The following is a 21,846-nucleotide window of genomic DNA, read 5'->3' on the forward strand; positions in this document are numbered from 1 at the left end:
GGGGCGATGAAAGCGGGCCAGATCGTACAGGCGATGGAGGAAGCCGTGCAGCAGCTCGGCGTGGAGGTCCGCCGCGAGCGCGGCAACTTCCGCGGCGGGCTCTGCACGGTCGGCGACGCGACGGTCGTGGTGCTGAACAAGCGGCGCCCCGTCGAGGCCCACCTCGCCATCCTCGCCGACGCGCTCCGCGCGCTCCCCGTGGACGAGGTCTACCTCCGCCCCGCCGTCCGCGACGCGCTCGAAGCGGCGTGGGCCGCGCGCGACGCCGGGCTCTCGGACGACTTCGACGTGGAGCGGGGGGCCGATGGAGACTGATCCGTCGCCGCCCGCTCCCGCCGTGTCTCTGGCCCTCCGCGTCACCCTCCTCGGCACCGGCACCTCGACGGGCGTCCCCGTCATCGGCTGCCGCTGCCGCGTCTGCACCTCGGAGGACCCCCGCGACACGCGGACGCGCTGCGCGGCCCACGTCGAGGTCGAGACCCCGGGCGGCCCGCTCCACTTCGTGATCGACACCGGGCCGGACTTCCGGCAGCAGGCGCTCCGCCACGCGATCCCCCGCGTCGACGCCGTGCTCTTCACGCACCATCACTTCGACCACGTCGTCGGCATCGACGACCTCCGGCCGTACTTCTTCGAGAACCGCGCGCCGATCCCGTGCTACGCCGACGCGGGCACGGCCGACACGCTCCGCCGGATGTTCCAGTACATCTTCGACCGGACGTATCCCGGCGCGTCGCTGCTGGAACTGCACGAAGTCGACGGGCCGTTCACCGTGCGCGGCCGGTACGACGCGGCGGCGGCGGTCGAGGTCGTCCCGCTGCAGGCGTTCCACGGGAAGCTCCCGATCCTCGGGTACCGCATCGGCGGGTTCGCGTACCTCACCGACGTCAGCCGCGTGCCCGACGAGACGCTCGCGCACCTCGGCGGGCTCGACGTGCTCGTGCTCGACGCGCTCCGCCGCACGCCGCACCCGACCCACCTCAGCATCGACGAGGCCGTGGCCTTGGCCGACCGCGTCGGCGCGCGGCAGACGTACTTTACGCACATGACCCACAGCGTCCTCCACGCCGAGGAGGACGCCTTGCTCGAACGCGAACCCGGACCCACCGTCGCCCTCGGCTTCGACGGGCTGACGTTCGAAGCGGGCCTGTAGCCTGATCCTGCCCGTACCGACGCCCCGCTGGGGCGCCTCCACCTCTGCCTCTCGTGAAGCTGCTCATCCTCAACGGTCCCAACCTGAACCTGCTCGGCCGGCGCGAGCCCGAGGTCTACGGATCGGCCACGCTCGCCGATGTCGAGGCCGACCTGCGCGCGGCGTTCCCCGACCTCGACCTCGCGTTCGCGCAGCACAACGGCGAGGGCGCGCTCATCGACGCGCTGCACGCTGCCGCTGCCGATGGGACCGACGGCGTCGTGTTCAACCCCGGCGGCTACGCCCACACATCCGTGGCGCTGCACGACGCGGTGGCGGCGATCGACGTGCCCGTCGTGGAGGTGCACATCTCGAACGTGCACGCGCGCGAGCCCTTCCGCCACCGGCTGCTGATCACGCCGGCCGTCGCCGGGTTCATCGGCGGCTTCGGCGTGGCGGGGTACCGGCTGGCGGTTCAGCACTTCGTCGACTCGCGGGCGTAATCGTGGCTGGATACAAAGGACACCTCGCCGGCGCGATGGCCTTCTTCGGGGTCTACTTCGCGGGACTCGTCTTCGTCTTCTCCGTCGACCAGGCGTACCAGCGTTTCAGCGAGCTGGAGCTGATCGGCGTGCCGGCCGTGCTCTTCGGGCTGTGCCTGATGTTCGGGCTGTGGCCGGACGTGGACACGAACTCGAAGGGGCAGAACCTCTTCTACTCCATCTTCTTCACGATCGACGTCGTGCTCATCGTGATGCGGGAGTTCCAGTGGGCGGCGTACCTCGGGCTCTTCGCGATTCTCCCGGTCCTCGGCAAGCACCGCGGGTGGACGCACACATACTGGGCGATGCTGCTGATTCCGTCGCCGCTCCTCGTCCTGCCCTACCTTCTCTTCCCCGAGCGGCCGTTCGCCGGGCTCCCGTTCTACGGGGCCGCCGTCGTCGGCTACTTCTCGCACCTCTTCATGGACGGCCTCGTGATCCCCTTCCCCCGCCGTGCCCGCCGCTGATGCCCCGCCCACCTGACGAGCGCCTCCCCGACGACCTCCCCGACGATCCGCCGCGCCGCTCGCCCGGTGGTGACGAGCTGGAGCCCGCGGCGTCGCCCAGTGCTGACGCCACGCCGGAGGGCGCGTCCGAGGCAGCGTTCGAAGCCGAGGCGTCGCTAATCGCGGAGGGGAAGGCGCCGGGCACCGAGCAGATGTCCGAAGCGGAGCGCAGCGAGAGCGCGGCCGGCCTCGTCGCCGGCGGCATCTTCCTCAGCCGGATCATCGGGTTCGTCCGCGAGCGCGCGATCGGCTACTTCTTCGGCGTCGGCGCCCACGCCGACGTGTTCCGCGTGGCCCTCCGCGCGCCGAACCTGCTGCAGAACCTCCTCGGGGAGGGGACGATCTCGGCGGCGTTCATCCCGATCTACAGCCGGATGCTGGAAGAGGGACGGCCCGAGGATGCGGGGCGCTTCGCCGGGGCGGTGCTCGGCTTGCTGACGGCGCTCGTCGCCGTGCTCGTGGCGGCAGGTATCCTGCTGGCCGAGCCGCTGACGGCCCTCCTCCAGCCGGGCTGGCTCACGGATGCCGAGAAGGTGATCGCCGGCGAGCTGTCGGTCAACCGGTTCGACCTCGCCGTGAGCGCTATCCGCATCACGTTCCCGATGACAGGCGTGCTCGTGCTCAGCGCGTGGGCGCTCGGCGTGCTCAACAGCCACCGCCGGTTCTTCTTGCCCTACTTCGCCCCCGTGCTGTGGAACGTCGCGATCGTCGTGTCGATGGTCTTCGTCGGGTTCACCGTGTTCGAGGACCCGTTCGGCCTCGCCGAACTCGACGTGGTGCCGGTTCCGGCGCTGAACCGGCTGCTCTTCGCCGGCCTCATCGGCGCGGCCGTGGGCGGCGTGTTGCAGTTCGGCGTCCAAATCCCAGCCGTCCTCAACGTGATCCGCGGCTTCCGCTTTTCCGTGTCGACGAAGGTGGAGGGGGTGAAGCAGAGCTTCCGCGCGTTCCTCCCCGTGCTCGCCGGCCGCGGCGTCTACCAGATCTCGGGCTACATCGACCTCTTGCTCGCGGGCTTCCTCGCCGCCGGCGCGATCGCCGCGCTGACGAGCGCCCAAGTGCTCTACATGCTGCCGATCTCGCTTTTCGCAATGAGCGTTGCCGCGAGCGAATTGCCCGAGCTCTCCCGCCTCTCCGGCGAGCGCCGCGACGTGTTCCTCCAGCGGATCGACCGCTCCGTCCGGCAGATCCTCTACATGGTCATCGCGACGGCCGTCGCCTACCTCGGCTTCGGCTTCCTCGTCGTCGCCACGCTCTACCAGACGGGCCGGTTCGGGCTCGAAGACACGTGGCTCGTCTACTTCGTCCTCGCCGCCTTCACCCCCGGCCTCGTCGCGACGACGATGGGGCGCCTGCTGCAGAACGCGTTCTACGCCCTCGACGACACGAAGACGCCCGCGAAGGTCGCCGTCGTCCGCGTCGTCGTCTCGATCGTGCTCGGCGCGTCGCTGATGTTCGCGCTCGAACCGTCGGCGCTCGCCGACCTCCTCTCGGCCGTCTTCGGCGGCAGCTACGACGGCCTCCGGCCGGACGACCCGCTGACGGTGCCGGGCTTCGTCGGGATCGCGCAGGAGGGGCGCCCGCTACTCTTCGGCGCCGTCGGCCTCGCGCTCGGGGCGAGCGTGGCGGCGTGGGTGGAGCTGTGGCAGCTCGTCCGCGCGCTCCGCCGCCGCGTGCCCCAGTTCGGGCTGCCGTGGGGGCGGATGCTGCAGATGCTCGGCCTCGCCGGGCTCGCCGCGATCCCCGCCGTCCTGCTACGCTGGCTCGTCCCGGCCGAGCCCTTCCCGGTCTGGCTCTACGGCCCCGCGATCCTCGGCGTCTTCGGCGTCGGGTACCTCGCGCTCGGCCACGTCCTCGGCTTCGAGGAGGGCGAGTCGTGGGTCGGCAAGTTCACGCGGCGCTTCAAGAAGGGGTAGCGGCGATGAGCGCACTCGCTGCCGATGCCCGCGCGATCTTCGGTGCCGCCGTCGCGGGTGTCCAGCCTGCCGCGCTGCTCGGTCGAGTGAACATCGGCGCGCTCACCGACCGGCCGCTCGGCGCGTACCGCCGCGTCGTGCTCGTCGGGGCCGGCAAGGCGGCGATGGCGATGGCGGGCGCGCTCGAAGCTCGGCTCGGCGCTCGGCTCGATGAGGGGCTCGTCGTCGTGCCGCACGGATACCGCGCGACGTTTTCGGCGGGGCAGCCCGCGCCTGAGCGGGTCGAGGTCGTCGAAGCCGGACATCCGGTGCCGGACCAGGCGGGTGTGCGAGCCGCACGCCGAACCCTCGACCTCGTCGCCGAACTCAACGCGGACGACCTCCTCCTCGTCGCGCTCTCGGGCGGCGGCTCCGCGCTCTGGCCCGCCTTCGCCGAAGGAATTTCGCTCGGGGCCGCGCAGGAGACCTTCGATGCCCTGCTCCACTCCGGCACGCCCATCCACGCGTTCAACACCGTGCGACGGCACCTCTCTCGCATCGGCGGTGGTAAGCTCGCGGACACGGCCGCGCCCGCGCATGTCCTTAGTCTCATCCTCTCCGATGTTGTCGGGGATGACCTCGCGACCATTGCCAGCGGCCCCACGGTCCCGGACCCGACGACGTTTGCCGACGCCCTGGACGTGCTCTACCGGAGCCGTTGGTTCCTACGGAAACCGGTGTGGGAGCACCTCCAGCGTGGGGCCGCCGTCGAGTCGGACACCGCGAGGGAAGAAGTCAAACGGCTCCACGTCCGATCCGTGCTCGTCGGCTCGAACCGGGACGCGCTCGCGGCGGCACGCGCCGAAGCCGAGCGGCGCGGCTACACCGTGCATCTCCACGCGGAGCCCGTCACCGGCGAAGCCCGCGAGGCCGGGCGACGGCTGGCCGCAGAGGCGTTGGCCGTGGACGCGGACGGGCCGACATGCCTGCTCTGGGGCGGGGAGACGACCGTGACGGTCACCGGCGACGGGCGCGGCGGGCGGAATCAGGAAGTCGCCCTCGCCGCCGCGCTCGAACTGGATGGAGCGGGCCGCGACGTCCTCCTCCTCAGCGGCGGCACCGACGGCATCGACGGGCCGACGGACGCGGCCGGGGCGTGGGCGACACCGCAGACCGTTACCCGCGCCCGCGCGCTCGGGCTCGACCCGGAAGACTATCTCGCCCGCAACGACGCGTATCCGCTCTTCGACGCGCTCGGCCAGTTGCTCAAGCCGGGGCCGACGCACACGAACGTGATGGACGTGCAGGTCGCGCTCATCCGGCCATGAGCGGGCCGATGCGCCTCGTGGTGCGGATCACACTATCCCCCATATGGGGGATAGTAAACATAAAATCAACGCATTAGGTTGGCCTTGTGCCCGGTGGACGTGGGACCATCGCGGAGTGCGGCGGGGTGCGATCGGTCCAGTTCGATACCTCGCCTCAATCCGGTGTTGGCACACAGTGGGCTCTCTCCTCATCCTCCTTATACCTCTTCATCCCTATGCGCCGTCTCCTCGTAGTCCTCGCCCTCGTCGCTCTCGCCCTCCCCGTCCGCGCGCAGTCGCGGGACGCCGAGCGAGCCATCGCCGCCTCCAACGAGCGGTTCGAGAGCACCTTCGCCGTCGGTGATGCTGCCGGGATGGCCGCGTTCTACACCGCCGACGGGGAGATCCTCGCGCCGAACCTCCCGATCTTCGTGGGGCAGGGCGCCATCCAAGCGTTCTGGCAGGCCGGCTTCAACCAGGGCCTCTCCGGGATCGACCTCACGACGGAGGACGTGAACGCCGTCGGCAACTACGCCATCGAGCGCGGCACCTACGCGCTCATGGTCCCCGGGCTGACCGTTGACCAGGGGAAGTACATCGTCGTGTGGCAGAAGGTGCGCGGAGCGTGGAAGATGCACCAGGACATCTTCAACTCGGACCTGCCGCTCCCCGCTCCGGCGCGGTCTGAAGCCGCTCCCGATTCGAAGTCGCGGCGGCCCGTCTTCCAGTGAGGCATCTCGACCGTCGGCGAGGTGCCGACGTGAGCTTCACGTCAGTTGCAGCAGCCCGGCCATGGACTCAAAAAGTAAGTAGCAGCAACGCATAGAGGCGGCGGCTCCTCCGGGGAGCCGCCGCTGCTGGTTATGTGCCTCAGGGTGAGCGGGCCACCTGCTCAAGCCGGGTCCGACCACACGAGCGTGATGGACGTGCAGGTCGCGCTCGTGCGGCCGTAGCTTTTAGGCAAACCCCGTCGCCGATGCCTGTCCGTCTCTTCGCCGTCCTCCTTTTCGGCCTCGCCGCCTGCACCGATACGCCGCCCGATTCTCTGCCTGAGGCCGTCCCCGTCGCGGTCGCTGCCGACACGCTCGACCGCCGCGTGGCCGTCACGTTCGATGACCTGCCGGCCGTCGCCCTCCCGAGCGGGATGCACTGCGACCGGGCCGCGCTCGACGCCTTCACCGACACGCTGCTCGCCGAGATCGGCGAGGTGCCGACGACCGGCTTCGTCGTGGAAGGGCACGGCTGCGACGATGAGGGCCTGCTCCCCGGGCTGTTGACGGCGTGGCTCGACGCGGGGCACGAGTTGGGCAACCACACGGCCTCGCACCCCGACCTCAACGACCTCACCGTCGCCGAGTATACGGCCGACATCGTGCGCGGCGAGACGGTGACGAAGCCGCTCGTGGAGGCGCGCGGGCAACGGCTCCGCTACTTCCGTTACCCGTACCTCCACGCGGGCGACACCGCCGAGAAGAAAGCCGCCGTCGAGGCGTTCCTCGCCGAGCGCGGCTACACGAACGCACCCGTCACGCTCGACAACGATGAGTGGATCTTCGCCCGCGCCTACGCCCTCGCCGCCGAGCGCGGCGACGCCGAGTTGAAGCAGCGGATCGGCGCGGCCTACGTCGACTTCATGGAGGCCGTTACGGTGCACTTCGAGGGCTGGTCGGTGGAGGTGCTCGGGTACGAGCCGCCGCAGGTGCTGCTCGTCCACGCGAACCTCCTCAACGCCGACACCTTCGGCGAGGTCGCGGCGATGCTGGCGCGGCGCGGCTACCGCTTCGTGTCGCTGGAGGAAGCGCTGGAGGACCCGGCGTACGCCCGGCCGGACCCGTACGTCGGGCCGTACGGCATCTCGTGGCTGCACCGCTGGGCGCTCGACGAAGGGCTGGAGCGGCGGTGGGAGCCCGACGCGCCGGAGTGGGTGACGGCGATCTACGAAGAGGGATGAGCGGCGGGCCGTCGCCGAGGTGCCCGGTCCGGCGTTACCTTCCCGCCGTCCCACCCCGAACGTCCCGATCGTCAACCCGAAATCGGCAGATGGGCCGCATCACGAATACCGGCGAGACGCCGGCCAAGAAGCGCCACGCGCACGTCCGCTCGTGCGCCGAGACGCTCCGCCTCCTCGCGCAGAAAGACCTCGCCCGCTTCGACGCCGAGGCGCAGGACATGACGGCGTTCCTCGTCTTCCACCTCCGCGGGATCTACGAGACGATCGACGAGAGCGCGCACGCGTGGGACGACCGGAACTACTGGAAGAAGGCCGAGGCGCTGCGCGAGACGTGGCGCTGGAGCCGGACGGCCGCCCGCGAGCTCGAAGCGCTCGTCGTCGCCGACCGCTGGAGCGAGGTGCCGCCCGTGCTCGTCGGGCTCATCCCGCACTTCAGCGGGGTGACGATCACCCAGCTCACCCGCGACGCCGACTGGTGGTGCGGCGCGCTCCGGGCGCTGAAACGGCAAGCCGCCTGACCCCTTCCTTCCGTTTCCGCGAACGCATCACCCCGTACAGACGCAGCATGCTGCGTCTCTACCCCCATACCCAACTGTGGAGCCGCTCAACTTCCCACCCAGCGCCCCGTTCGACGTCCGCCGCCACGAGGGGCGGCTCGTGATCCGCGACGAGGTCCGGCGGAAGTACGTCCGGCTGACGCCCGAGGAGTGGGTCCGGCAGCACCTCATCCGCACGCTCACCGAGGCGCTCGGCTACCCGCTCGGGCTGCTCGCCGTCGAGAAGAAGCTCGACGCCGTCGGCGGCCCGCGCCGCGCCGACCTCGTGGTGTGGGGCCGGGGCGCGGCGGGGCTGCACCGGCCGCTCCTCATCGCCGAGTGCAAGGCGCCGTCGGTGAAGCTCGGGCAGGCCGTGTTCGACCAGGTCTCGCGCTACAACACCGTCGCGCTCGCGCCGCACCTCGTCGTGACGAACGGTCGCGCGCACTACTGCTGGACCGTGGACCGCGCCGCCGGCACGTTCCGTTTTCTCGACACGATCCCACCGTTCCGCGACCTCACGGGTTGACGGGAAGAGCCGGGCTGCGAAAAAACGGCGGGCGGAAACGGATCGGGCGTCTGCGCTTATCTCTCGCCGCCCCTCCTTTCCCCTCGCTCTCCTCCGGCCGACCATGTCGCTCCGCCTCCTCCTCGCCCTCGCGCCCTGCCTGCTCCTCGCCGCCTGCTCCGACGACGCGGACTCGTCGCTCGACGCCACGCCGCCGCCGTCCATCGAGCCCGGCACGGCGCCCGTGGCGGGTCCCGACGCGATCCCGAATTCCTTCGACGTGCGCGGGCTCTACCTCGGCACCGCGTTCGACAGCGCGGCGGCCGTCATCAGCCACGAGGAGATCGAGGGGTTCATGGGGGCGATGCGGATGCAGCTCCGCGTCGCCGACCGCTCCGAGCTGCGCGGGCTCCGCGAGGGCGACAAGATCCGCTTCCGCCTCGCCGACCCCGGCGGGAACGGCTACCAGATAAGCCAGATCGAGAAGCTCCCTCCGGACACCCCGCTGGAACTCGCCGACTACGGAGCGGACGGCGTGCCGCCCGAGGCGTCGATCCAGCTCCCCGACAGCTCGGACGGCTCGTGAGCGACGGCCGGCCCGCCGCTCGGCGCCACCGCTCGGCCCGTCGCGCGAACCGACGGGCGGTGCGTTCGTTGACGGTCGGCTCGCTATCTTCCGAGCGGATCCCCGCTTGCCCGTCCCGCGTCCCACGCCCGCCCTTCTCCGTTTCTCTCTCCCTGACGGCTCCTCCATGAGTTCTATCACCGAGCGCCTCGCCGCCCTCCTCGAGCACACGCCCCCCTTCGACCACTTCACACCCGCCGAGCGCCAGAGCCTCATCGGCGACATGACGCTGGAGATCTACGAGCCGGGCGAGGTCATCCGCGAGCAGGGCTCCGACATCCACCGCGCGCTCTACGTCGTCGAGTCCGGGCTCGTCCGGCTCTACGACGCGAACCAGAACAAGCTGATCAACATGGTCGGCGAGGGGTCCATCTTCGGGTCGTACGGGATGCTCCAGGGCGGCATCCTCCCGTACGAGGCGAAGGCCGTCGAGCCGACCGTCTGCGCGCTGCTCTCGGCCGAGCACTTCCAGCACCTCTACAAGGACGACCCGACATTCGCGGCCTACTTCGACGAGGACCTCAAGCAGTACGTCCGCACGCTCGACACGGAGATGGACGCGAGCGGCGCGTTCCTCCTCTTCGACACGAGCCTCGCGAACGTGCTCTACCACGATCCGCTTACGGTGGGGCCGGACGCGACGGTGCGCGACGCCGCCCAGCTCATGCGCGACCACGAGGGCGACACGGTCCTCGTCGTGCAGGACGGGAGCGCGATGGGGCTCATCACCGAGGGCGACCTCGTCAACCGGATCATCGCCGACGGCGCCGCGCCGACGACGCCGGTGATGGAGCTCGTCGAGCGCCCGCCGATCACGCTCAGCGGTTCGTCGCGCCTCTTCGACGCCGTCCGCGTGATGATGGAGTACCGCATCCGCCGCGTCGTGGTGACGAGCGACAAGGAGGGCGCGAACCCCATCCTCGGCGTGATCTCGGCCGAGGACATCGCCCACTTCCGCGGGCTCGACCCGGTGGCGACGGTGGAGCGGCTGGAGAAGGCCCGCTCGGTCGGCGAGCTGGCTACGATCCGCAGCGAGTCGAACCGCCGGTTCTTCCGGCTCTACCAGCAGGGCGTCCAGAGCGAGTCGCTCCTCGAAGTCGTGGCCGAGATGGACGACCAGCTCAAGACGCGGCTGCTCTACCTCGTCGAGCGCGAGGCGCGCGAGGCGCAGCCGGAGCTGGCCGTGGACCTGCCGTGGGCGTGGATCGCCTTCGGCGCGCCGGGCCGCCGCGAGGCCGCGCTCTACACGAGCCAGTCCAACGGGCTCGTCTACGCCGACCCCTCCAGCGACGACGAGGCCGGGCGCGCGGCCGAGTGGTTCGCCTACCTCACCGAGCGCGCCGTGGCCGCCCTCGCCGAGTGCGGCATCCAGCCCAGCGCCTCGGGCATCCTCGCCTCCGAAGAGGCCTTCCGCCAGCCGCTCGCCCAGTGGGTCGCGGCCTATGACCAGTGGATTGCCGGGGCCGACCCCAACGCCTCGCTCCGCGCCGCCCTCTGCTTCGACCTCCGCGCCATCCACGGCGACGACGACCTCGTGGATACCCTCCGCGACGAGATCCGCACGCGGCTCGACGGCGCCCGCCGCTTCTTCGCTCTCCTCATGCGCGAGGCCACGAAGAACCGCCCGCCGATCTCGTGGCTCGGCCGCTTCGAGCTGGAGTCGGAGGGCGGCGCCGAGGGCCTCAACCTCCGCGAGCGCGGGCTGAACCCGATCGTCGACATCGCCCGCGTGCTCGCCCTCGAGACGGGCTACCTCCGCAGCACGAACACGTTCGACCGGCTCCGCCACCTCCGCGAGGCGCGGCCGGACCTGGAGCGCGAGGAGAAGGCCCTCCTCGGCGCGTTCGCCACGCTCTCGGACATGCACCTCCGCGCGCAGATGCAGGCCGCCGAGACCGGCGTGACGCCGAGCGACCTCATCGACCCGAACGGCCTCCACAAGAGCCAGCAGAACCTGCTGAAGGAGACGTTCAAGAAGGTCGACAAGGTGCAGCAGACGCTGCAGGACCGCTACGAGCGCGGGTAGCCGCCGCGTCGCCCGCGCGGCGTCGGCCAGGACGCCAGCCGACCCCGCACGGACAGCAGGCGAGGACGAGCGCGAGGGGTATCGAGACCGCCTCGCCGCCGAGGCTCGCGCCGCCCGAACGGGCCGGCGGCGTCGGGGTAGCTATATAATCGGCGAGTAGTTACCTTGGGTCGGACTGATAGGTGGCTTGTGTTATGCCGGGTACGGATCACGATAGGGCTCGTTTCTTGGAAACTGGTGGAGCGACAGGGACCAACCGCGAGATCTCGCACGCCGTCCTCAAGCGCACGCTCCTCACGATGAACAACCTCGCGCTCTTGACGGACCCGCGCCTCCCGGGCAACCCCATCGTGTGGGTGAACGACTTCTTCTGCGCGTTCACGGGGTACGAACGCCGCGAAGTTCTCGGCCGGAACTGCCGCTTCCTCCAGGGCGACGACCGCGACCAGCCGGGGCGCCACCGCCTCCGCGCCGCTGTCCGTGCCGCCGAGCCGTGCAACGTCGTGCTGCGGAACTACAAGAAGGACGGGACCCTCTTCTACAACCACCTCTACCTGAGCCCGGTCGTGGAGGGGGGAGCGGTGGTGTACTTCGTCGGTCTCCAGCACGATGCCACCGACCGCGAGCATGCGGTCCGGCTCCAGCGCGACCGGGAGGTCCACGAGGCGGCCGAGCGCGAGCGCGAGCGGTTCGGGATGGACCTCCACGACGGCCTCGGGCAGGAGCTGGCGGGGATCGCTTTCTTCACGGGCGCGCTCTGCCAGCGGCTGGCCGCGGACGGCTCCGCCTACGCGAAGGACGTGCGCCAGCTCCTGGAGTACATCCAGTCGGCGCAGGGCGCGGCGTGGGACCTCGCTCGCGGGCTGAGCCCGGTGGACGCGTCGCCCCACGGCCTCGGCGATGCGATCGCGCGGTTGTGCCGGCAGGTGGCGGAGATCCACCCGGAGGTCGTGAGCCGGTGCGACGTGGAGGCCTTCGCTTTCGCGGAGGGACGGGAAGCGCGCTACCTGTTTCGGATCGCTCAGGAGGCGGTCAACAACGCGGTGAAGCACGCGGCGGCGTCGGAGATCTCCGTCTCGCTCCACCGCTCGGAAGGCGAGGTGGTCCTCGAGATCGTAGATGACGGGGTCGGCGTGCCGCACCACGTGCTCGACGCCGACTTTAGCCTGACCGGCTCCCACAGCGCGGAGGCGACCGCCGAGCGGACGCGGCACGGGATGGGGCTCTACGGGATGCGCTACCGCGCCGAACTCATCGGCGCGCGGCTGGCGATCTGGCCGCGCGAGTCGGGCGGCACCGTCGTGCGCTGCGTGCTCCCGGTCGACGAGGCGTAGCGGAGCGGCGAAGACAGCCACCCCTCGAACGACGGTGGGATGGGGAGGGGCCGCATCGCCGCCCGGTGCCTCACAGGATCGGTGGGTAAGGCACTGGTGGGAAAACGGGAGGCGGTTATGTCACGGCACGAGGGTCTGCCTACCGAGCCGAACGCCCCGATGATTTATCGCCTGCCGTCAGGTCCCGCCAGGTTGGATTCGCAGCGTTGATGAGGGCGACCTTCTTCTTCTCGCGCCGCCACGCTTTGAGTTGCCGCTCCCGTTGCGTGGCGTCCCGCGCCGAGTCGTAGGGCTCGGCGTAGATCAGCCGGTCCATCGCGTAGCGCGCAGTGAAGGCGTTCGGGAAGTGCCCCGCCCGGTGCTCCGCGATCCGCCGTTCCAGGTCGCTCGTCATGCCGACGTACAGCGTCCCCAAGCGGTTGGTGAGGATGTAGACCCAGTACATTTTCGCCATGGAGGAGGCCGGTCACGTCCTCATGCTGTGCCTGCTGCTGCGTCTGTGCTGCCACCCGAAGGGTACGACGTTCCTGTCATTCCACGCCCCGCGCTCCGGAGTGCCTACGCTCTCCCACATGCCCCAGAGTGCCGCCGCTTCCCCGTTTCACGTCATCCCGAGCGAAGTCGAGGGATCTCTACGGAAATGCGGTGCGAGTCCGGCGCGTCGTGCCGCGAAAGATCCCTCGGCTCCGGCCTACGGCCTCCGCTCGGGATGACAAGAGAGGGTGTGGTCTCCGCCTTTCCCGCGCCCGTCATGGCGAGGAGCGCAGCGACGCGGCCATCTCCTCCGGTCTGCCGATCCGGGGAGATTGCTTCGCTCCGCTCGCAATGACGACGGGGCCTGTGAGCGCAGATGGGCTCACGCAACCGAGGCCAGCGCTGGGATCTACACGCTAGGCGCCGAGTGTCACGGCCAGCGGCTGACCGGTCGGCATGCTGGCTTTGAGGATGGAGAAGCCGATGACGTGCCCGTCCGTGTCCACGCGCTCCATCACGGCGTCGTGGTCCGTCTCGCGGAAGTAGCCGGGCTTCTGCTCGAACAGCACCTCCAGGTAGTCGCCTTCGTGGTCGTAGTAGACGGTCACGGCGCGCTCGGGTCGTTGCTTCATGCGGCGCTCGCGACTTCGACGTAGGCAGAGCGCGTGGTCGGCTCGGGCACGGGGTAGCTTTCGAGGCGGAGCCCTTCGACGTGGAATGCCATCGCCTCCCGCATCTCCCGCTCTACTTCTTCCTCCGTTGCTCCTGTAGCTACGCAGCCGGGGAGGTCCGGGGAATAGGCCGAGAACCCAGTGTTGGTTGGCTCGATGACGACGAGGTATTTCATCATTTAAGACCGGCTTGCTTGAGGATGCTACTGGCGGTGCCGGGTGCGAGGTCGTCGCTGGGCTTTCCCGGTACGGTCACGAGGCCCGGCTTCGCGTCGCGTTTGAACTGGCGGTGGCTGCCTCAGGTCCGGGCGAGAACCCACCCGTCCTTCTTGATGAGCTTGAGCATCTCGCGGACCTTCATAGCGCCAAGATACGCGGTGTGTCACGCAGCCCCACCGCCCCCGCGCCTGTCATGGCGAGGCGCGCAGCGATGCGGCCATCTCCTGCGGTCTGCTGATGCAGGGAGATTGCTTCGCTCCGCTCGCAATGACAACTGCTTAGTGCATGTATGATTGAGATAAGAGGCTTGCCGTGACATCAATCCTTTCCAAATTTAGCATTCGGTTGTCACTTGGTTCCTTCTGAATATTTCAGGATTGAGATACGAAGAGGTTCTAAGAACGACATCCAATATTTTAAGTCTAAGTCGTATACATCGTATTCCATCGTTTTCAGGCGTGTAATGTCTGCTCCGTGCTCCACATCATATGCATTTCCATCAGCATGTCCTAGCATACTATTCCTGATAGACTGTAGGCGTTCACAAAAATCATTAAATTCGACCTTTTCATCTTCGTCATAAAATACTAGTTCAAGTATCTGATCCCAGTGCTCCTTCCGAAAGGATTTTGTATTTGCAGCAACTTTCCCAGGGTCTCGGTAGCCGCTATTAAATATCTGACAAAATGCTATTGCTGCCATTGAGATACAAGCTTGATGTATCCAATAGCATTCTATAAATGTGGGGAAAGGTCGCTTGTAATTAGCGTCGAATGAGCGCATATGCTCGCCCTCTATGACTTTCTCTTCATAATCGGACTGCTGTTTTCTGTACTCGTTCAACTCTGCAAAATATTGATCTTGTTCTTTGCGAATGTTCTCTTGGGTCTTCGCTTGATGCGCTCTGTTCCCTGTATGTACGTGAGTAATAGTTGTAGCGACAGCTTGGTGCCAGAGGAGTAGTCTTCCTCTGATCTCGCGCTTAATCTCATCTACTTCTTCTATATCCGAGAACGAAAGGACCCTGCCGCCATCACTCTGGCTTAGGATATAATTTCCAGCCATGTCTACCTCACGGATCGGGAGCGCCCAATTGGACCGAGTGGTGAAGCTAGCTAGTCCAACTCCACCACTCGGCGTCTTGAATCAACCACAACCTGTGCTCGCTCCGCAATTAACGCAGGAATAGCAGCTACCTGCGCGGACTGTGATGCTGCCGCAGTTCGGACAGGCGGGGGCGTCCTCCTGGTTGCGGAACGTCGAGGTCGCCGCCGGGGTGCGGGCGTCCTGCACCTGCATGAACGCCTCCACCGTCTGCCCGACGAGCGAATCGACCGTCCCCGTCGGCGCGTCGAACATCCCGATCTGTGACTCGTCGGAGGCCGGGCCGCTGCGGAGTGCTTCGTCCGCAACGGCCTGCTTAGGGTTTACCGGGTCCTCGACGGGCTCGGGCGTCGTGTGCCCGAGGAATTTGATCGAGAGGTAGCGGAAGATGTAGTCCATGATGGACTTCGCGATCGGGATCTGCTGGTTGTTCGTGAACCCCGCCGGCTCGAACCGCATGTGGGAGAACTTCGAGCAGAGGTCTTCGAGCGGCACGCCGTACTGGAACGCGAGCGAGATCGCGGTCGCGAAGGCGTCCATCATGCCCGAGACCGTCGAGCCCTGCTTCGCCATCGTGATGAAGATCTCGCCGGGCAGGCTCGTGTCGGGGTAGAGCCCGATGTGGAGGTAGCCCTCGTGCCCGGCGATCGAGAACTTGTGCGTGATGCTCGGGCGCTCGTCGGGCAGCCGCTTGCGGATCGGCTTGTAGACGACCTTCTCCACGATCTGCGGGTCCGTGAGGCCCGCTTCGAGCGCGGCTCCGTCGCCCGCGTGCTCGGCGACGGCGGCCTCTTTGTTCTTCGTGTTGCCGCCTTCCTTCGTCGAGAGCGGCTGGCTGCGCTTCGAGTTCTCGCGGTAGATCGCGACGGCCTTGAGGCCGAGCTTCCAGCCCTGCATGTAGGCGTCGGCGATGTCCTCGGGCGTCGCGTGCTCGGGGAGGTTGACGGTCTTCGAGATCGCGCCGGAGATGAACGGCTGGCACGCCGCCATCATCTGGATGTGGCCGAGGTGGCCGATGGAGCGCTCGCCGTTGAACGGCTTGAACGCGCAGTCGAAGACCGGCAGGTGCTCGTCGCGGAGCCCCGGCGCGCCCTCGATCGTGTCGTGCTCGTCGATGTAGTCGAGGATGGTTTGCGTCTCGGCGGCGGTGTAGCCGAGCTGCTCCAGCGCCTCGGGCACGGTCTGGTTGACGATCTTCATCAGCCCGTCGCCCTTGCCCGCGAGGAGCTTGTACTTCACGAGCGCGATGTCGGGCTCGATCCCCGTCGTGTCGCAGTCCATCATGAACCCAATCGTGCCGGTCGGGGCGAGGACGGTGGCCTGGGCGTTGCGGTAGCCGTACTGCTCGCCGAGTTCGACCATCCGGTCGGCCGACTCCTTGGCGGCGGCGCGGAGGTAGTCCGGGCACGACGGGTGGATCTCAGCGACGGCGTCGCGGTGCATCCGCATCACGTGGAGGAACGGCTCGCGGTTCTTGTCGAACCCGTTGAACGGGCCGATCCGCTCGTTAGCTGCGATCTCGGCGCTCCGGGCGTAGCCCTCGCAGTGCTCCATCGCCATGATCGCGGCGGCGACGGCGCGTCCCTCATCGGAATCGTACGGTAGCCCCATTGCCATCAGGAGCGCGCCGAGATTCGCGAAGCCGAGCCCGAGCGGGCGGTAGTCGTGCGAGTTCTTCGCGATCGACGCCGACGGGTAGCCGGCGTTGTCGACGAGGATCTCCTGCGCGGTGAGGAAGATGCGCGCGGCGGCGCGGAAGCGGTCCACGTCGAAGCGGCCGCTGCCCGTCTGGAACTTGCGGAGGTTCAGGCTTGCGAGGTTGCACGCGCTGTTGTCCAAGAACATGTACTCCGAGCAGGGATTGCTGGAGTTGATCGCGTCCGTGTTCGGGCACGTGTGCCATTTCTGGATCGTGTCCTCGTACTGGAGGCCGGGGTCGCCGCACAGGTGCGTGCCCTCGGCGATGCCGTCGAGGATGCTCCGCGCCGGGACGGAGTCGACCACCTCGCCACTCGTGACGGCCTTGAGGTCGTAGAGCCCGTCCGCTTCGACGGCCTGCATGAGGGCGTCGTCCACGCGGACCGACTGGTTCACGTTCTGAAAGGCGACGCTGCCGTAGGCCGGGCCGTTGAACGAGCCGTCGTAGCCCTGCTCGATGAGCGCCCACGCCTTCTTCTCCTCCGTCATCTTGGCCTCGACGAACTCCATGATGTCGGGGTGCCACGACTTCAGCGTCTGCATGATCGCCGCGCGGCGCGTCTTCCCGCCGGACTTGATCGTGCCGCCCGTCGCGTCCTGCACCTTCATGAACGAGACGGGGCCGCTCGGCTGCCCGCCGCCCGAGAGCTTCTCCCGGGAGGAGCGGAGCTTGCTCCAGTCTGCGCCCACGCCGGAGCCGAACTTGAAGAGCCGCGCGCTCTCCTCCATCAGCTTCCAGATGTCGTCGACGGAGTCGTTGACGGCGATGATGAAGCACGCGCTCGCCTGCGGCCGCTCGTAGGGGTCGACGGACTTGATGGTGTCGGTCTCGGGGTCCCAGCCGTAGATCGTCTTCCCGCCGGAGTCGCGGACGCCGTACTGGTGGTTGAGCCCGACGTTGAACCACACGGGCGAGTTGAACGCGCCGTGCTGGTTCACGCAGAGCCACGTCAGCTCGTCGTAGAACGCGTCGGCGTCGGCGTCGGAGGCGAAGTAGTGCTGCGCCTGGCCCCAGTCGGTGATCGTCCGGGTGACGCGGTGGATGAGCTGGCGGAGGCTGTGCTCGCGCTGCCCGTCTTTCGGCGAGCCGTTGCCCGAGGCGAGGTCGCCGTAGAAATACTTGGAGGCGACGACGTTCGTGGCGAGCTGGCTCCACGAGGTCGGGAACTCGACGTCTTTCTGCTCGAAGATGAACGCCCCCGTGTGGTTCTTGATGGCGGCGTCGCGCGTGCCCCACTCGACGCTGTCGAAGGGGTCGGCGCCGGCGCTGGAGAACGTGCGGTCGATCGTCAGGCCGCGAGCGAGGGCGTCGGAGGCGGGCGTCGGGGGTGTGGTCTTCTTCGGCATCTAGGCGTCAGTTGTGGCGGTTGGGGAGGGGTGGCGGTGGGAGCCGTTCGTACCCCGTAAGTAACTCGGAAGGGCGGGCGCTCTGCAAGTCGAGTTGCCCACACGATATCTACAGCGTGGGGCCGGCGCGTGCGATGGCTTGTCCACACCGCCCGGTCGGGGCCGATCCGCCCGGAGGCGACGCAGGCCGCGATCGGATATCCGTTATGCGCAGTACTGCACACCGATCGCGGCCGTGTGGACAAGCCGGGCGGGGCGAGGCGGGTCCCGACGGGGACCAATAACGGAGTGCTGGGGGGATGCATAACGGATCCCCCGGCTTTCCCGTAACCCCTCGATGACGCAGCATCTGCGGGCGGAGGGCAGGAACGAGACCGGGGGCGGCAGAACCCCGCCGCCCCCGGTTCGATGCTACGCAGAACGGCGACGGCGGCTAGAAGTCGTCGTCGTCGAAGTCATCGTCGTCGAAGTCGTCTTCTTCGAAGTCGTCATCGAGGTCGTCGTCGAGATCATCATCGAGATCGTCGTCGGTGTCGAAGTCGTCGTCGATGAGATCGTCGTCGGTTTCGTAGGCGAGAGGCGTCGCTAGGGATAGAGCGTCCATGGCGTCGACAGGGGTGCGGTGAGAGAGAGAAAAAGAGGGGACAAAATAGGCACGGAGACCCGGTTCCCCAGGCGGGCGTCGCCCTCGCCCGTTCCCGATCGAGAAACTTCGAGCGGTTTTGGTACGGGAGGCGGCCGGCCCGGTAGTAGTTTACGAAGCTCCGCCCACTCCGCAACGCAGCACTAGAAAAACGCTCGACGCCCCCTTATGTACGACTCCGAACGCAGTGCCTACCCGCACCCCGATGACTTCAAGGTGATGCGGCCCGAGTACGTCGACATCGAAGACGAGGACGAGGTGCAGGCCGTCATCACGATCGCGCCGTTCCGCGTCACCGGCCGGAGCGTGACGCGCCCCGGCGCCCGCCGCGCCGCGCTCTACGAGGCCGAGAAGACGTACCGCAACTACCACCCCTCGCACCGCATCGCGAGCCCGTACCCCGACGAGTTCACGGACAACGAGGGGACGAAGTGGACCCGCGTCCGCGCCAGCCAGCGCGCCGACCTCGGCGACTACGCGTTCCTGCTCGACGGCGAGGACGAGGAGGACTACGCCGACATCGAGCAGATGCTGGCGTGGGACGTCCGCGTCGCCGGCGAGGAGTGAGTCCCGCCTGTCCCGTATGACCGCGCGCCCCGCTCCGCTTCGTCGGTAGCGGGGCGCGCGGCGTTAAGCGCGTGCGTCTTTCACCGGTTCTGAACGCAACGCTGGGCCGAGTGGGACGGCGTGTGCCCTATCCTCTCGCCTGCCCGACCCGTCCTCCCGCTCCTCCCGCACTCGCATGCTCCGCTGCTTCCCGCTCCTGCTCGTCCTCCTCTCCGGCTGCACGATGCTGCAGGCGGATGTCGTAGCGGTAGACACCCCGCGCGACGTTGCCGCGCCGCCGCCTGTCGCCGTCGCGCAAGGGGCCGAGGCGTTGCGGGCCGGCCCTATGCTCGGCTACGCCACGCACCGCGAAGTGGCCGTGTGGGTGCAGACGACGCGGCCGGCCGACGTGCAACTCCGCTACGCGCCGACGGAGAACGGGCACGCCGCGCCCGCCAGGCCGGGCGTGACGGAAGTCCTCCGCGCGACGGCCGAGACCGACCACATCGCCACGTTCCACATCGCCGACCTCGAGCCCGGCACGCGCTACCGCTACGACGTGCTCATCGACGGCGTCGCGGCGATGCGGCCCTACCCGACGCAGTTCCAGACGCAGGCGCTCTGGGAGTGGCGCACCGACCCGCCGGACTTCACCGTCGCCGTGGGCTCGTGCTTCTACGTCAACGATACGATCTACGACCGGCCCGGCAACCCCTACGGCGGCGACTACCGCATCCTCTCGTCGATCCGCGCTCGGCGGCCCGACCTCATGCTCTGGCTCGGCGACAACACGTACCTCCGCGAGGTCGACTGGTGGAGCGAGCGGGGGATGCGCTACCGCTACAGCCACTCCCGCAGCCTCGCCGAACTCCAGCCGCTCCTCGCCTCCACGGCCAACTACGCCACGTGGGACGACCACGACTACGGCCCGAACGACTCCGACCGATCGTACGTCCTCAAGGGCGCGGCGCTCGACGTCTTCCAGGATTACTGGCCGAACGTCTCGTACGGCCTCCCCGATGTGCCCGGGGTGTTCACCCACTTCCAGTGGGCCGACGCTGAGTTCTTCCTCCTCGACGACCGCTACCACCGCACGCCGAACGCCGAGCCCGACTGGGAGGACCGGCAGGTGCTCGGTGACGCCCAGCTCGAATGGCTGCTCGAAGCCCTCACGGCGAGCCGCGCGCCGTTCAAGATCGTCGCGCTCGGCGGGCAGGTGCTCAACCCGACGCAGATCTACGAGACGTACGCGAACGTCGCGCCCGAGGAACGGGAGCGGCTCCTCGCGGGCATCGTCGCGCGGCGGATCGAGGGCGTCGTCTTCCTCTCCGGCGACCGCCACCACACCGAGGTCATCCGTCTCCAGCCCGAGGGGTTCTACCCGCTCTACGACTTCACGAGCTCGCCGCTCACCGCCGGCGCCGCCACGCCCGAGCGCGAGTTCGACAACCCGGCGCGCGTGCCGGGCACCCTCGTCTCCGGCAAACGCAACTTCGGGACGCTCTCGTTCTACGGGCCGCGCCGCGACCGCACCCTCGTCATGCGGACCTACGACACCGACGGCGCGCTGCTGTGGGAGCTCGCCGTGAACGCGAGCGACCTCCAGCTCCCGCGCGGGCGCTGAGTCCGCCGGCTCACGCCTCGGCCCCGGGCTCGGCCGCACCGTCCGCCGACGCGATGCGGGCGCGCACTGTCGGGAGGGCGTCGGGATACTGAGCTTGGAGGAACGCCGTCAGCCGCTCGCGGACGTCGCAGCGGAGGTTGAAGGCGTCGCCCGAGTTCGCCGCGCTCATGAGGGCGCGGAGCTGCACCGTCCGCTCGGTGAGGTCCGTCACCTGCAGCGCCCACGCCTCGCCGTCCCACCACTCCGACGACTGGAGCACGCGGTGGAGCTCCTCCCGCACGGCTTCGACCGGGACCGAGTAGTCGACGTAGAAGAACGCCGTGCCGAGGAGGTTCGCCGCGGTCCGCGTCCAGTTCGTGAACGGCTTCTCGATGAAGTAGCCGATCGGCACGACGAGCCGGCGGAGGTCCCAGATCCGCACGACGACGTAGGTCAGCGTGATCTCCTCGATCCGCCCCCACTCCCCCTCGATCACGACCACGTCCTCGATGCGGATCGGCTGCGTGATGGCGATCTGGATGCCCGCGATGAGGTTGCCGAGCGTCCGCTGCGCCGCGAAGCCGAGCACGATCCCCGCGATGCCCGCCGAGGCGAGGAGCCCGGCGCCGATCTCGCGGAAGCCCTCGAACCGGAGGAGCACCGCCGCCGCCGTCAGCAGGACGATCCCGACGATGACGAGCCGGCGGAGGATGCCGACCTGCGTTGTGCGGCGGCGCGCGGCGAGGTTGTCCGCCGCGCCGATGTCGAGGTCGCGCGTGAGCGCGTACTGCGTCACGTCCACGAGGCGAACGAGCAGCCAGCCCACGGCGAGGACGAACACGACGTACAGCACGGCGGCCCCGCTCGCGAGCCACTCCGGCGGCAGGCCGCGTTCGGCGAGCGGGAAAGCAGCGCGCATCGTGAGGAGGGGGACGATCAGCCGCATCGGCGCGCGTGACTTCCCGAGGAGCACGCCGTCGAGCGGGAGCCAGGCTGGCCGGCGGTGGCCGAGCGCAGCGACGGCCCGATACGCGACGAAGTGGAGGACGAGCCCGAGGGCGGCGGCGGCGGCGAGGAGCAGGCCCGAGCGGGCGACGGGCTCCCAGCCGGAGAGGAGGGCTTCCATGGAGGATAGGGCGAGGGGGGAAGAGGGGCACTGGGAGAGGAATCTCGCAGTGCGTG

At 68.5% G+C, this 21,846-nt stretch carries 22 protein-coding genes and 1 pseudogene; 15 read left to right on the top strand and 8 right to left on the bottom strand.

What is annotated here, in order from left to right:
* Positions 1–6 precede the first annotated feature (6 nt).
* From ABJF88_10435 to ABJF88_10495, 13 genes are all read left to right on the top strand, one after another.
* Positions 7–315, top strand: coding sequence for a hypothetical protein (locus tag ABJF88_10435; GenBank protein ID MEP0547338.1), 309 nt, complete (start codon positions 7–9; stop codon positions 313–315).
* 22 nt (positions 316–337) lie between these two features.
* The gene (locus tag ABJF88_10440; protein ID MEP0547339.1) at positions 338–1,153 is read left to right on the top strand and encodes an MBL fold metallo-hydrolase; all 816 of its coding nucleotides are present in this window, start codon (positions 338–340) and stop codon (positions 1,151–1,153) included.
* Between the two features lie 53 nt (positions 1,154–1,206).
* The gene (locus tag ABJF88_10445; protein MEP0547340.1) at positions 1,207–1,635 is read left to right on the top strand and encodes a type II 3-dehydroquinate dehydratase; all 429 of its coding nucleotides are present in this window, start codon (positions 1,207–1,209) and stop codon (positions 1,633–1,635) included.
* 2 nt (positions 1,636–1,637) lie between these two features.
* Positions 1,638–2,141: a metal-dependent hydrolase gene (locus tag ABJF88_10450; GenBank protein ID MEP0547341.1), complete on the top strand. Its 504-nt coding sequence runs from the start codon at positions 1,638–1,640 to the stop codon at positions 2,139–2,141.
* Entirely contained in the window at positions 2,141–4,093 is a 1,953-nt protein-coding gene (gene murJ / locus ABJF88_10455) for a murein biosynthesis integral membrane protein MurJ (protein MEP0547342.1), read from the top strand. The genes ABJF88_10450 and murJ overlap by 1 nt, the downstream gene beginning before the upstream one ends.
* 5 nt (positions 4,094–4,098) lie before the next feature.
* Positions 4,099–5,400, top strand: coding sequence for a DUF4147 domain-containing protein (locus ABJF88_10460; GenBank protein ID MEP0547343.1), 1,302 nt, complete (start codon positions 4,099–4,101; stop codon positions 5,398–5,400).
* 215 nt (positions 5,401–5,615) lie between these two features.
* Positions 5,616–6,110: a DUF4440 domain-containing protein gene (locus tag ABJF88_10465; GenBank protein MEP0547344.1), complete on the top strand. Its 495-nt coding sequence runs from the start codon at positions 5,616–5,618 to the stop codon at positions 6,108–6,110.
* Between the two features lie 245 nt (positions 6,111–6,355).
* Complete coding sequence (locus ABJF88_10470) at positions 6,356–7,330, top strand: polysaccharide deacetylase family protein (GenBank protein MEP0547345.1); 975 nt, start codon at positions 6,356–6,358, stop codon at positions 7,328–7,330.
* 89 nt (positions 7,331–7,419) lie between these two features.
* Positions 7,420–7,848 (top strand): hypothetical protein, encoded by a 429-nt coding sequence (locus ABJF88_10475; GenBank protein ID MEP0547346.1) that lies wholly within the window; start codon positions 7,420–7,422, stop codon positions 7,846–7,848.
* A gap of 76 nt (positions 7,849–7,924) precedes the next feature.
* Entirely contained in the window at positions 7,925–8,395 is a 471-nt protein-coding gene (locus tag ABJF88_10480; GenBank protein MEP0547347.1) for a type I restriction enzyme HsdR N-terminal domain-containing protein, read from the top strand.
* A gap of 103 nt (positions 8,396–8,498) precedes the next feature.
* Complete coding sequence (locus ABJF88_10485; protein ID MEP0547348.1) at positions 8,499–8,960, top strand: copper-binding protein; 462 nt, start codon at positions 8,499–8,501, stop codon at positions 8,958–8,960.
* Between the two features lie 166 nt (positions 8,961–9,126).
* Positions 9,127–11,025 (top strand): putative nucleotidyltransferase substrate binding domain-containing protein, encoded by a 1,899-nt coding sequence (locus ABJF88_10490; protein MEP0547349.1) that lies wholly within the window; start codon positions 9,127–9,129, stop codon positions 11,023–11,025.
* Between the two features lie 227 nt (positions 11,026–11,252).
* Positions 11,253–12,359, top strand: a complete 1,107-nt coding sequence (locus ABJF88_10495) for an ATP-binding protein (GenBank protein MEP0547350.1) — start codon at positions 11,253–11,255, stop codon at positions 12,357–12,359.
* Positions 12,360–12,498: 139 nt separating this feature from the next.
* On the opposite strand, the gene ABJF88_10500 is transcribed toward ABJF88_10495, so the two are convergent.
* From ABJF88_10500 to ABJF88_10530, 7 genes and pseudogenes are all read right to left on the bottom strand, one after another.
* On the bottom strand, positions 12,499–12,813 hold the full coding sequence (locus ABJF88_10500; GenBank protein ID MEP0547351.1) for a GIY-YIG nuclease family protein: 315 nt from the start codon (positions 12,811–12,813) through the stop codon (positions 12,499–12,501).
* Between the two features lie 436 nt (positions 12,814–13,249).
* Positions 13,250–13,465, bottom strand: a complete 216-nt coding sequence (locus ABJF88_10505) for a DUF2283 domain-containing protein (GenBank protein ID MEP0547352.1) — start codon at positions 13,463–13,465, stop codon at positions 13,250–13,252.
* Positions 13,462–13,680, bottom strand: coding sequence for a type II toxin-antitoxin system HicB family antitoxin (locus tag ABJF88_10510; protein ID MEP0547353.1), 219 nt, complete (start codon positions 13,678–13,680; stop codon positions 13,462–13,464). Before ABJF88_10510 ends, ABJF88_10505 begins: the two co-directional genes overlap by 4 nt.
* Positions 13,680–13,865, bottom strand: a pseudogene (locus ABJF88_10515) (type II toxin-antitoxin system HicA family toxin). Before ABJF88_10515 ends, ABJF88_10510 begins: the two are co-directional and overlap by 1 nt.
* Positions 13,866–14,071: 206 nt before the next feature.
* On the bottom strand, positions 14,072–14,788 hold the full coding sequence (locus tag ABJF88_10520) for a hypothetical protein (GenBank protein MEP0547354.1): 717 nt from the start codon (positions 14,786–14,788) through the stop codon (positions 14,072–14,074).
* An 81-nt stretch (positions 14,789–14,869) separates the two neighbouring features.
* Entirely contained in the window at positions 14,870–17,872 is a 3,003-nt protein-coding gene (locus tag ABJF88_10525) for a vitamin B12-dependent ribonucleotide reductase (protein ID MEP0547355.1), read from the bottom strand.
* 433 nt (positions 17,873–18,305) lie between these two features.
* Positions 18,306–18,476, bottom strand: a complete 171-nt coding sequence (locus tag ABJF88_10530) for a hypothetical protein (protein ID MEP0547356.1) — start codon at positions 18,474–18,476, stop codon at positions 18,306–18,308.
* A 207-nt stretch (positions 18,477–18,683) separates the two neighbouring features.
* Here ABJF88_10530 and ABJF88_10535 point away from each other — a divergent pair, with 207 nt between their 5' ends.
* Positions 18,684–19,082, top strand: a complete 399-nt coding sequence (locus ABJF88_10535) for a hypothetical protein (GenBank protein ID MEP0547357.1) — start codon at positions 18,684–18,686, stop codon at positions 19,080–19,082.
* Positions 19,083–19,257: 175 nt separating this feature from the next.
* Positions 19,258–20,685: an alkaline phosphatase D family protein gene (locus ABJF88_10540; GenBank protein MEP0547358.1), complete on the top strand. Its 1,428-nt coding sequence runs from the start codon at positions 19,258–19,260 to the stop codon at positions 20,683–20,685.
* A 10-nt stretch (positions 20,686–20,695) separates the two neighbouring features.
* Here the strand turns inward: ABJF88_10540 and ABJF88_10545 are convergent, their stop codons facing one another.
* Complete coding sequence (locus ABJF88_10545) at positions 20,696–21,790, bottom strand: mechanosensitive ion channel family protein (protein ID MEP0547359.1); 1,095 nt, start codon at positions 21,788–21,790, stop codon at positions 20,696–20,698.
* Between the last annotated feature and the right edge of the window lie 56 nt (positions 21,791–21,846).

Source organism: Rhodothermales bacterium (assembly GCA_039944855.1).
Classification (GTDB): domain Bacteria; phylum Bacteroidota; class Rhodothermia; order Rhodothermales; family JANQRZ01; genus JBBSMX01.

Bases quoted from the DNA above. Each gene is read 5' to 3' on its own strand.
- ABJF88_10500 (MEP0547351.1), bottom strand. From the start codon at position 12,813: ATGGCGAAAATGTACTGGGTCTACATCCTCACCAACCGCTTGGGGACG.
- ABJF88_10460 (MEP0547343.1), top strand. From the start codon at position 4,099: ATGAGCGCACTCGCTGCCGATGCCCGCGCGATCTTCGGTGCCGCCGTC.
- ABJF88_10535 (MEP0547357.1), top strand. From the start codon at position 18,684: ATGTACGACTCCGAACGCAGTGCCTACCCGCACCCCGATGACTTCAAG.
- ABJF88_10530 (MEP0547356.1), bottom strand. From the start codon at position 18,476: ATGGACGCTCTATCCCTAGCGACGCCTCTCGCCTACGAAACCGACGAC.
- ABJF88_10470 (MEP0547345.1), top strand. From the start codon at position 6,356: ATGCCTGTCCGTCTCTTCGCCGTCCTCCTTTTCGGCCTCGCCGCCTGC.
- murJ (MEP0547342.1), top strand. From the start codon at position 2,141: ATGCCCCGCCCACCTGACGAGCGCCTCCCCGACGACCTCCCCGACGAT.
- ABJF88_10510 (MEP0547353.1), bottom strand. From the start codon at position 13,680: ATGAAATACCTCGTCGTCATCGAGCCAACCAACACTGGGTTCTCGGCC.
- ABJF88_10485 (MEP0547348.1), top strand. From the start codon at position 8,499: ATGTCGCTCCGCCTCCTCCTCGCCCTCGCGCCCTGCCTGCTCCTCGCC.
- ABJF88_10545 (MEP0547359.1), bottom strand. From the start codon at position 21,790: ATGGAAGCCCTCCTCTCCGGCTGGGAGCCCGTCGCCCGCTCGGGCCTG.
- ABJF88_10435 (MEP0547338.1), top strand. From the start codon at position 7: ATGAAAGCGGGCCAGATCGTACAGGCGATGGAGGAAGCCGTGCAGCAG.
- ABJF88_10490 (MEP0547349.1), top strand. From the start codon at position 9,127: ATGAGTTCTATCACCGAGCGCCTCGCCGCCCTCCTCGAGCACACGCCC.
- ABJF88_10505 (MEP0547352.1), bottom strand. From the start codon at position 13,465: ATGAAGCAACGACCCGAGCGCGCCGTGACCGTCTACTACGACCACGAA.
- ABJF88_10465 (MEP0547344.1), top strand. From the start codon at position 5,616: ATGCGCCGTCTCCTCGTAGTCCTCGCCCTCGTCGCTCTCGCCCTCCCC.
- ABJF88_10540 (MEP0547358.1), top strand. From the start codon at position 19,258: ATGCTCCGCTGCTTCCCGCTCCTGCTCGTCCTCCTCTCCGGCTGCACG.
- ABJF88_10475 (MEP0547346.1), top strand. From the start codon at position 7,420: ATGGGCCGCATCACGAATACCGGCGAGACGCCGGCCAAGAAGCGCCAC.
- ABJF88_10520 (MEP0547354.1), bottom strand. From the start codon at position 14,788: ATGGCTGGAAATTATATCCTAAGCCAGAGTGATGGCGGCAGGGTCCTT.
- ABJF88_10525 (MEP0547355.1), bottom strand. From the start codon at position 17,872: ATGCCGAAGAAGACCACACCCCCGACGCCCGCCTCCGACGCCCTCGCT.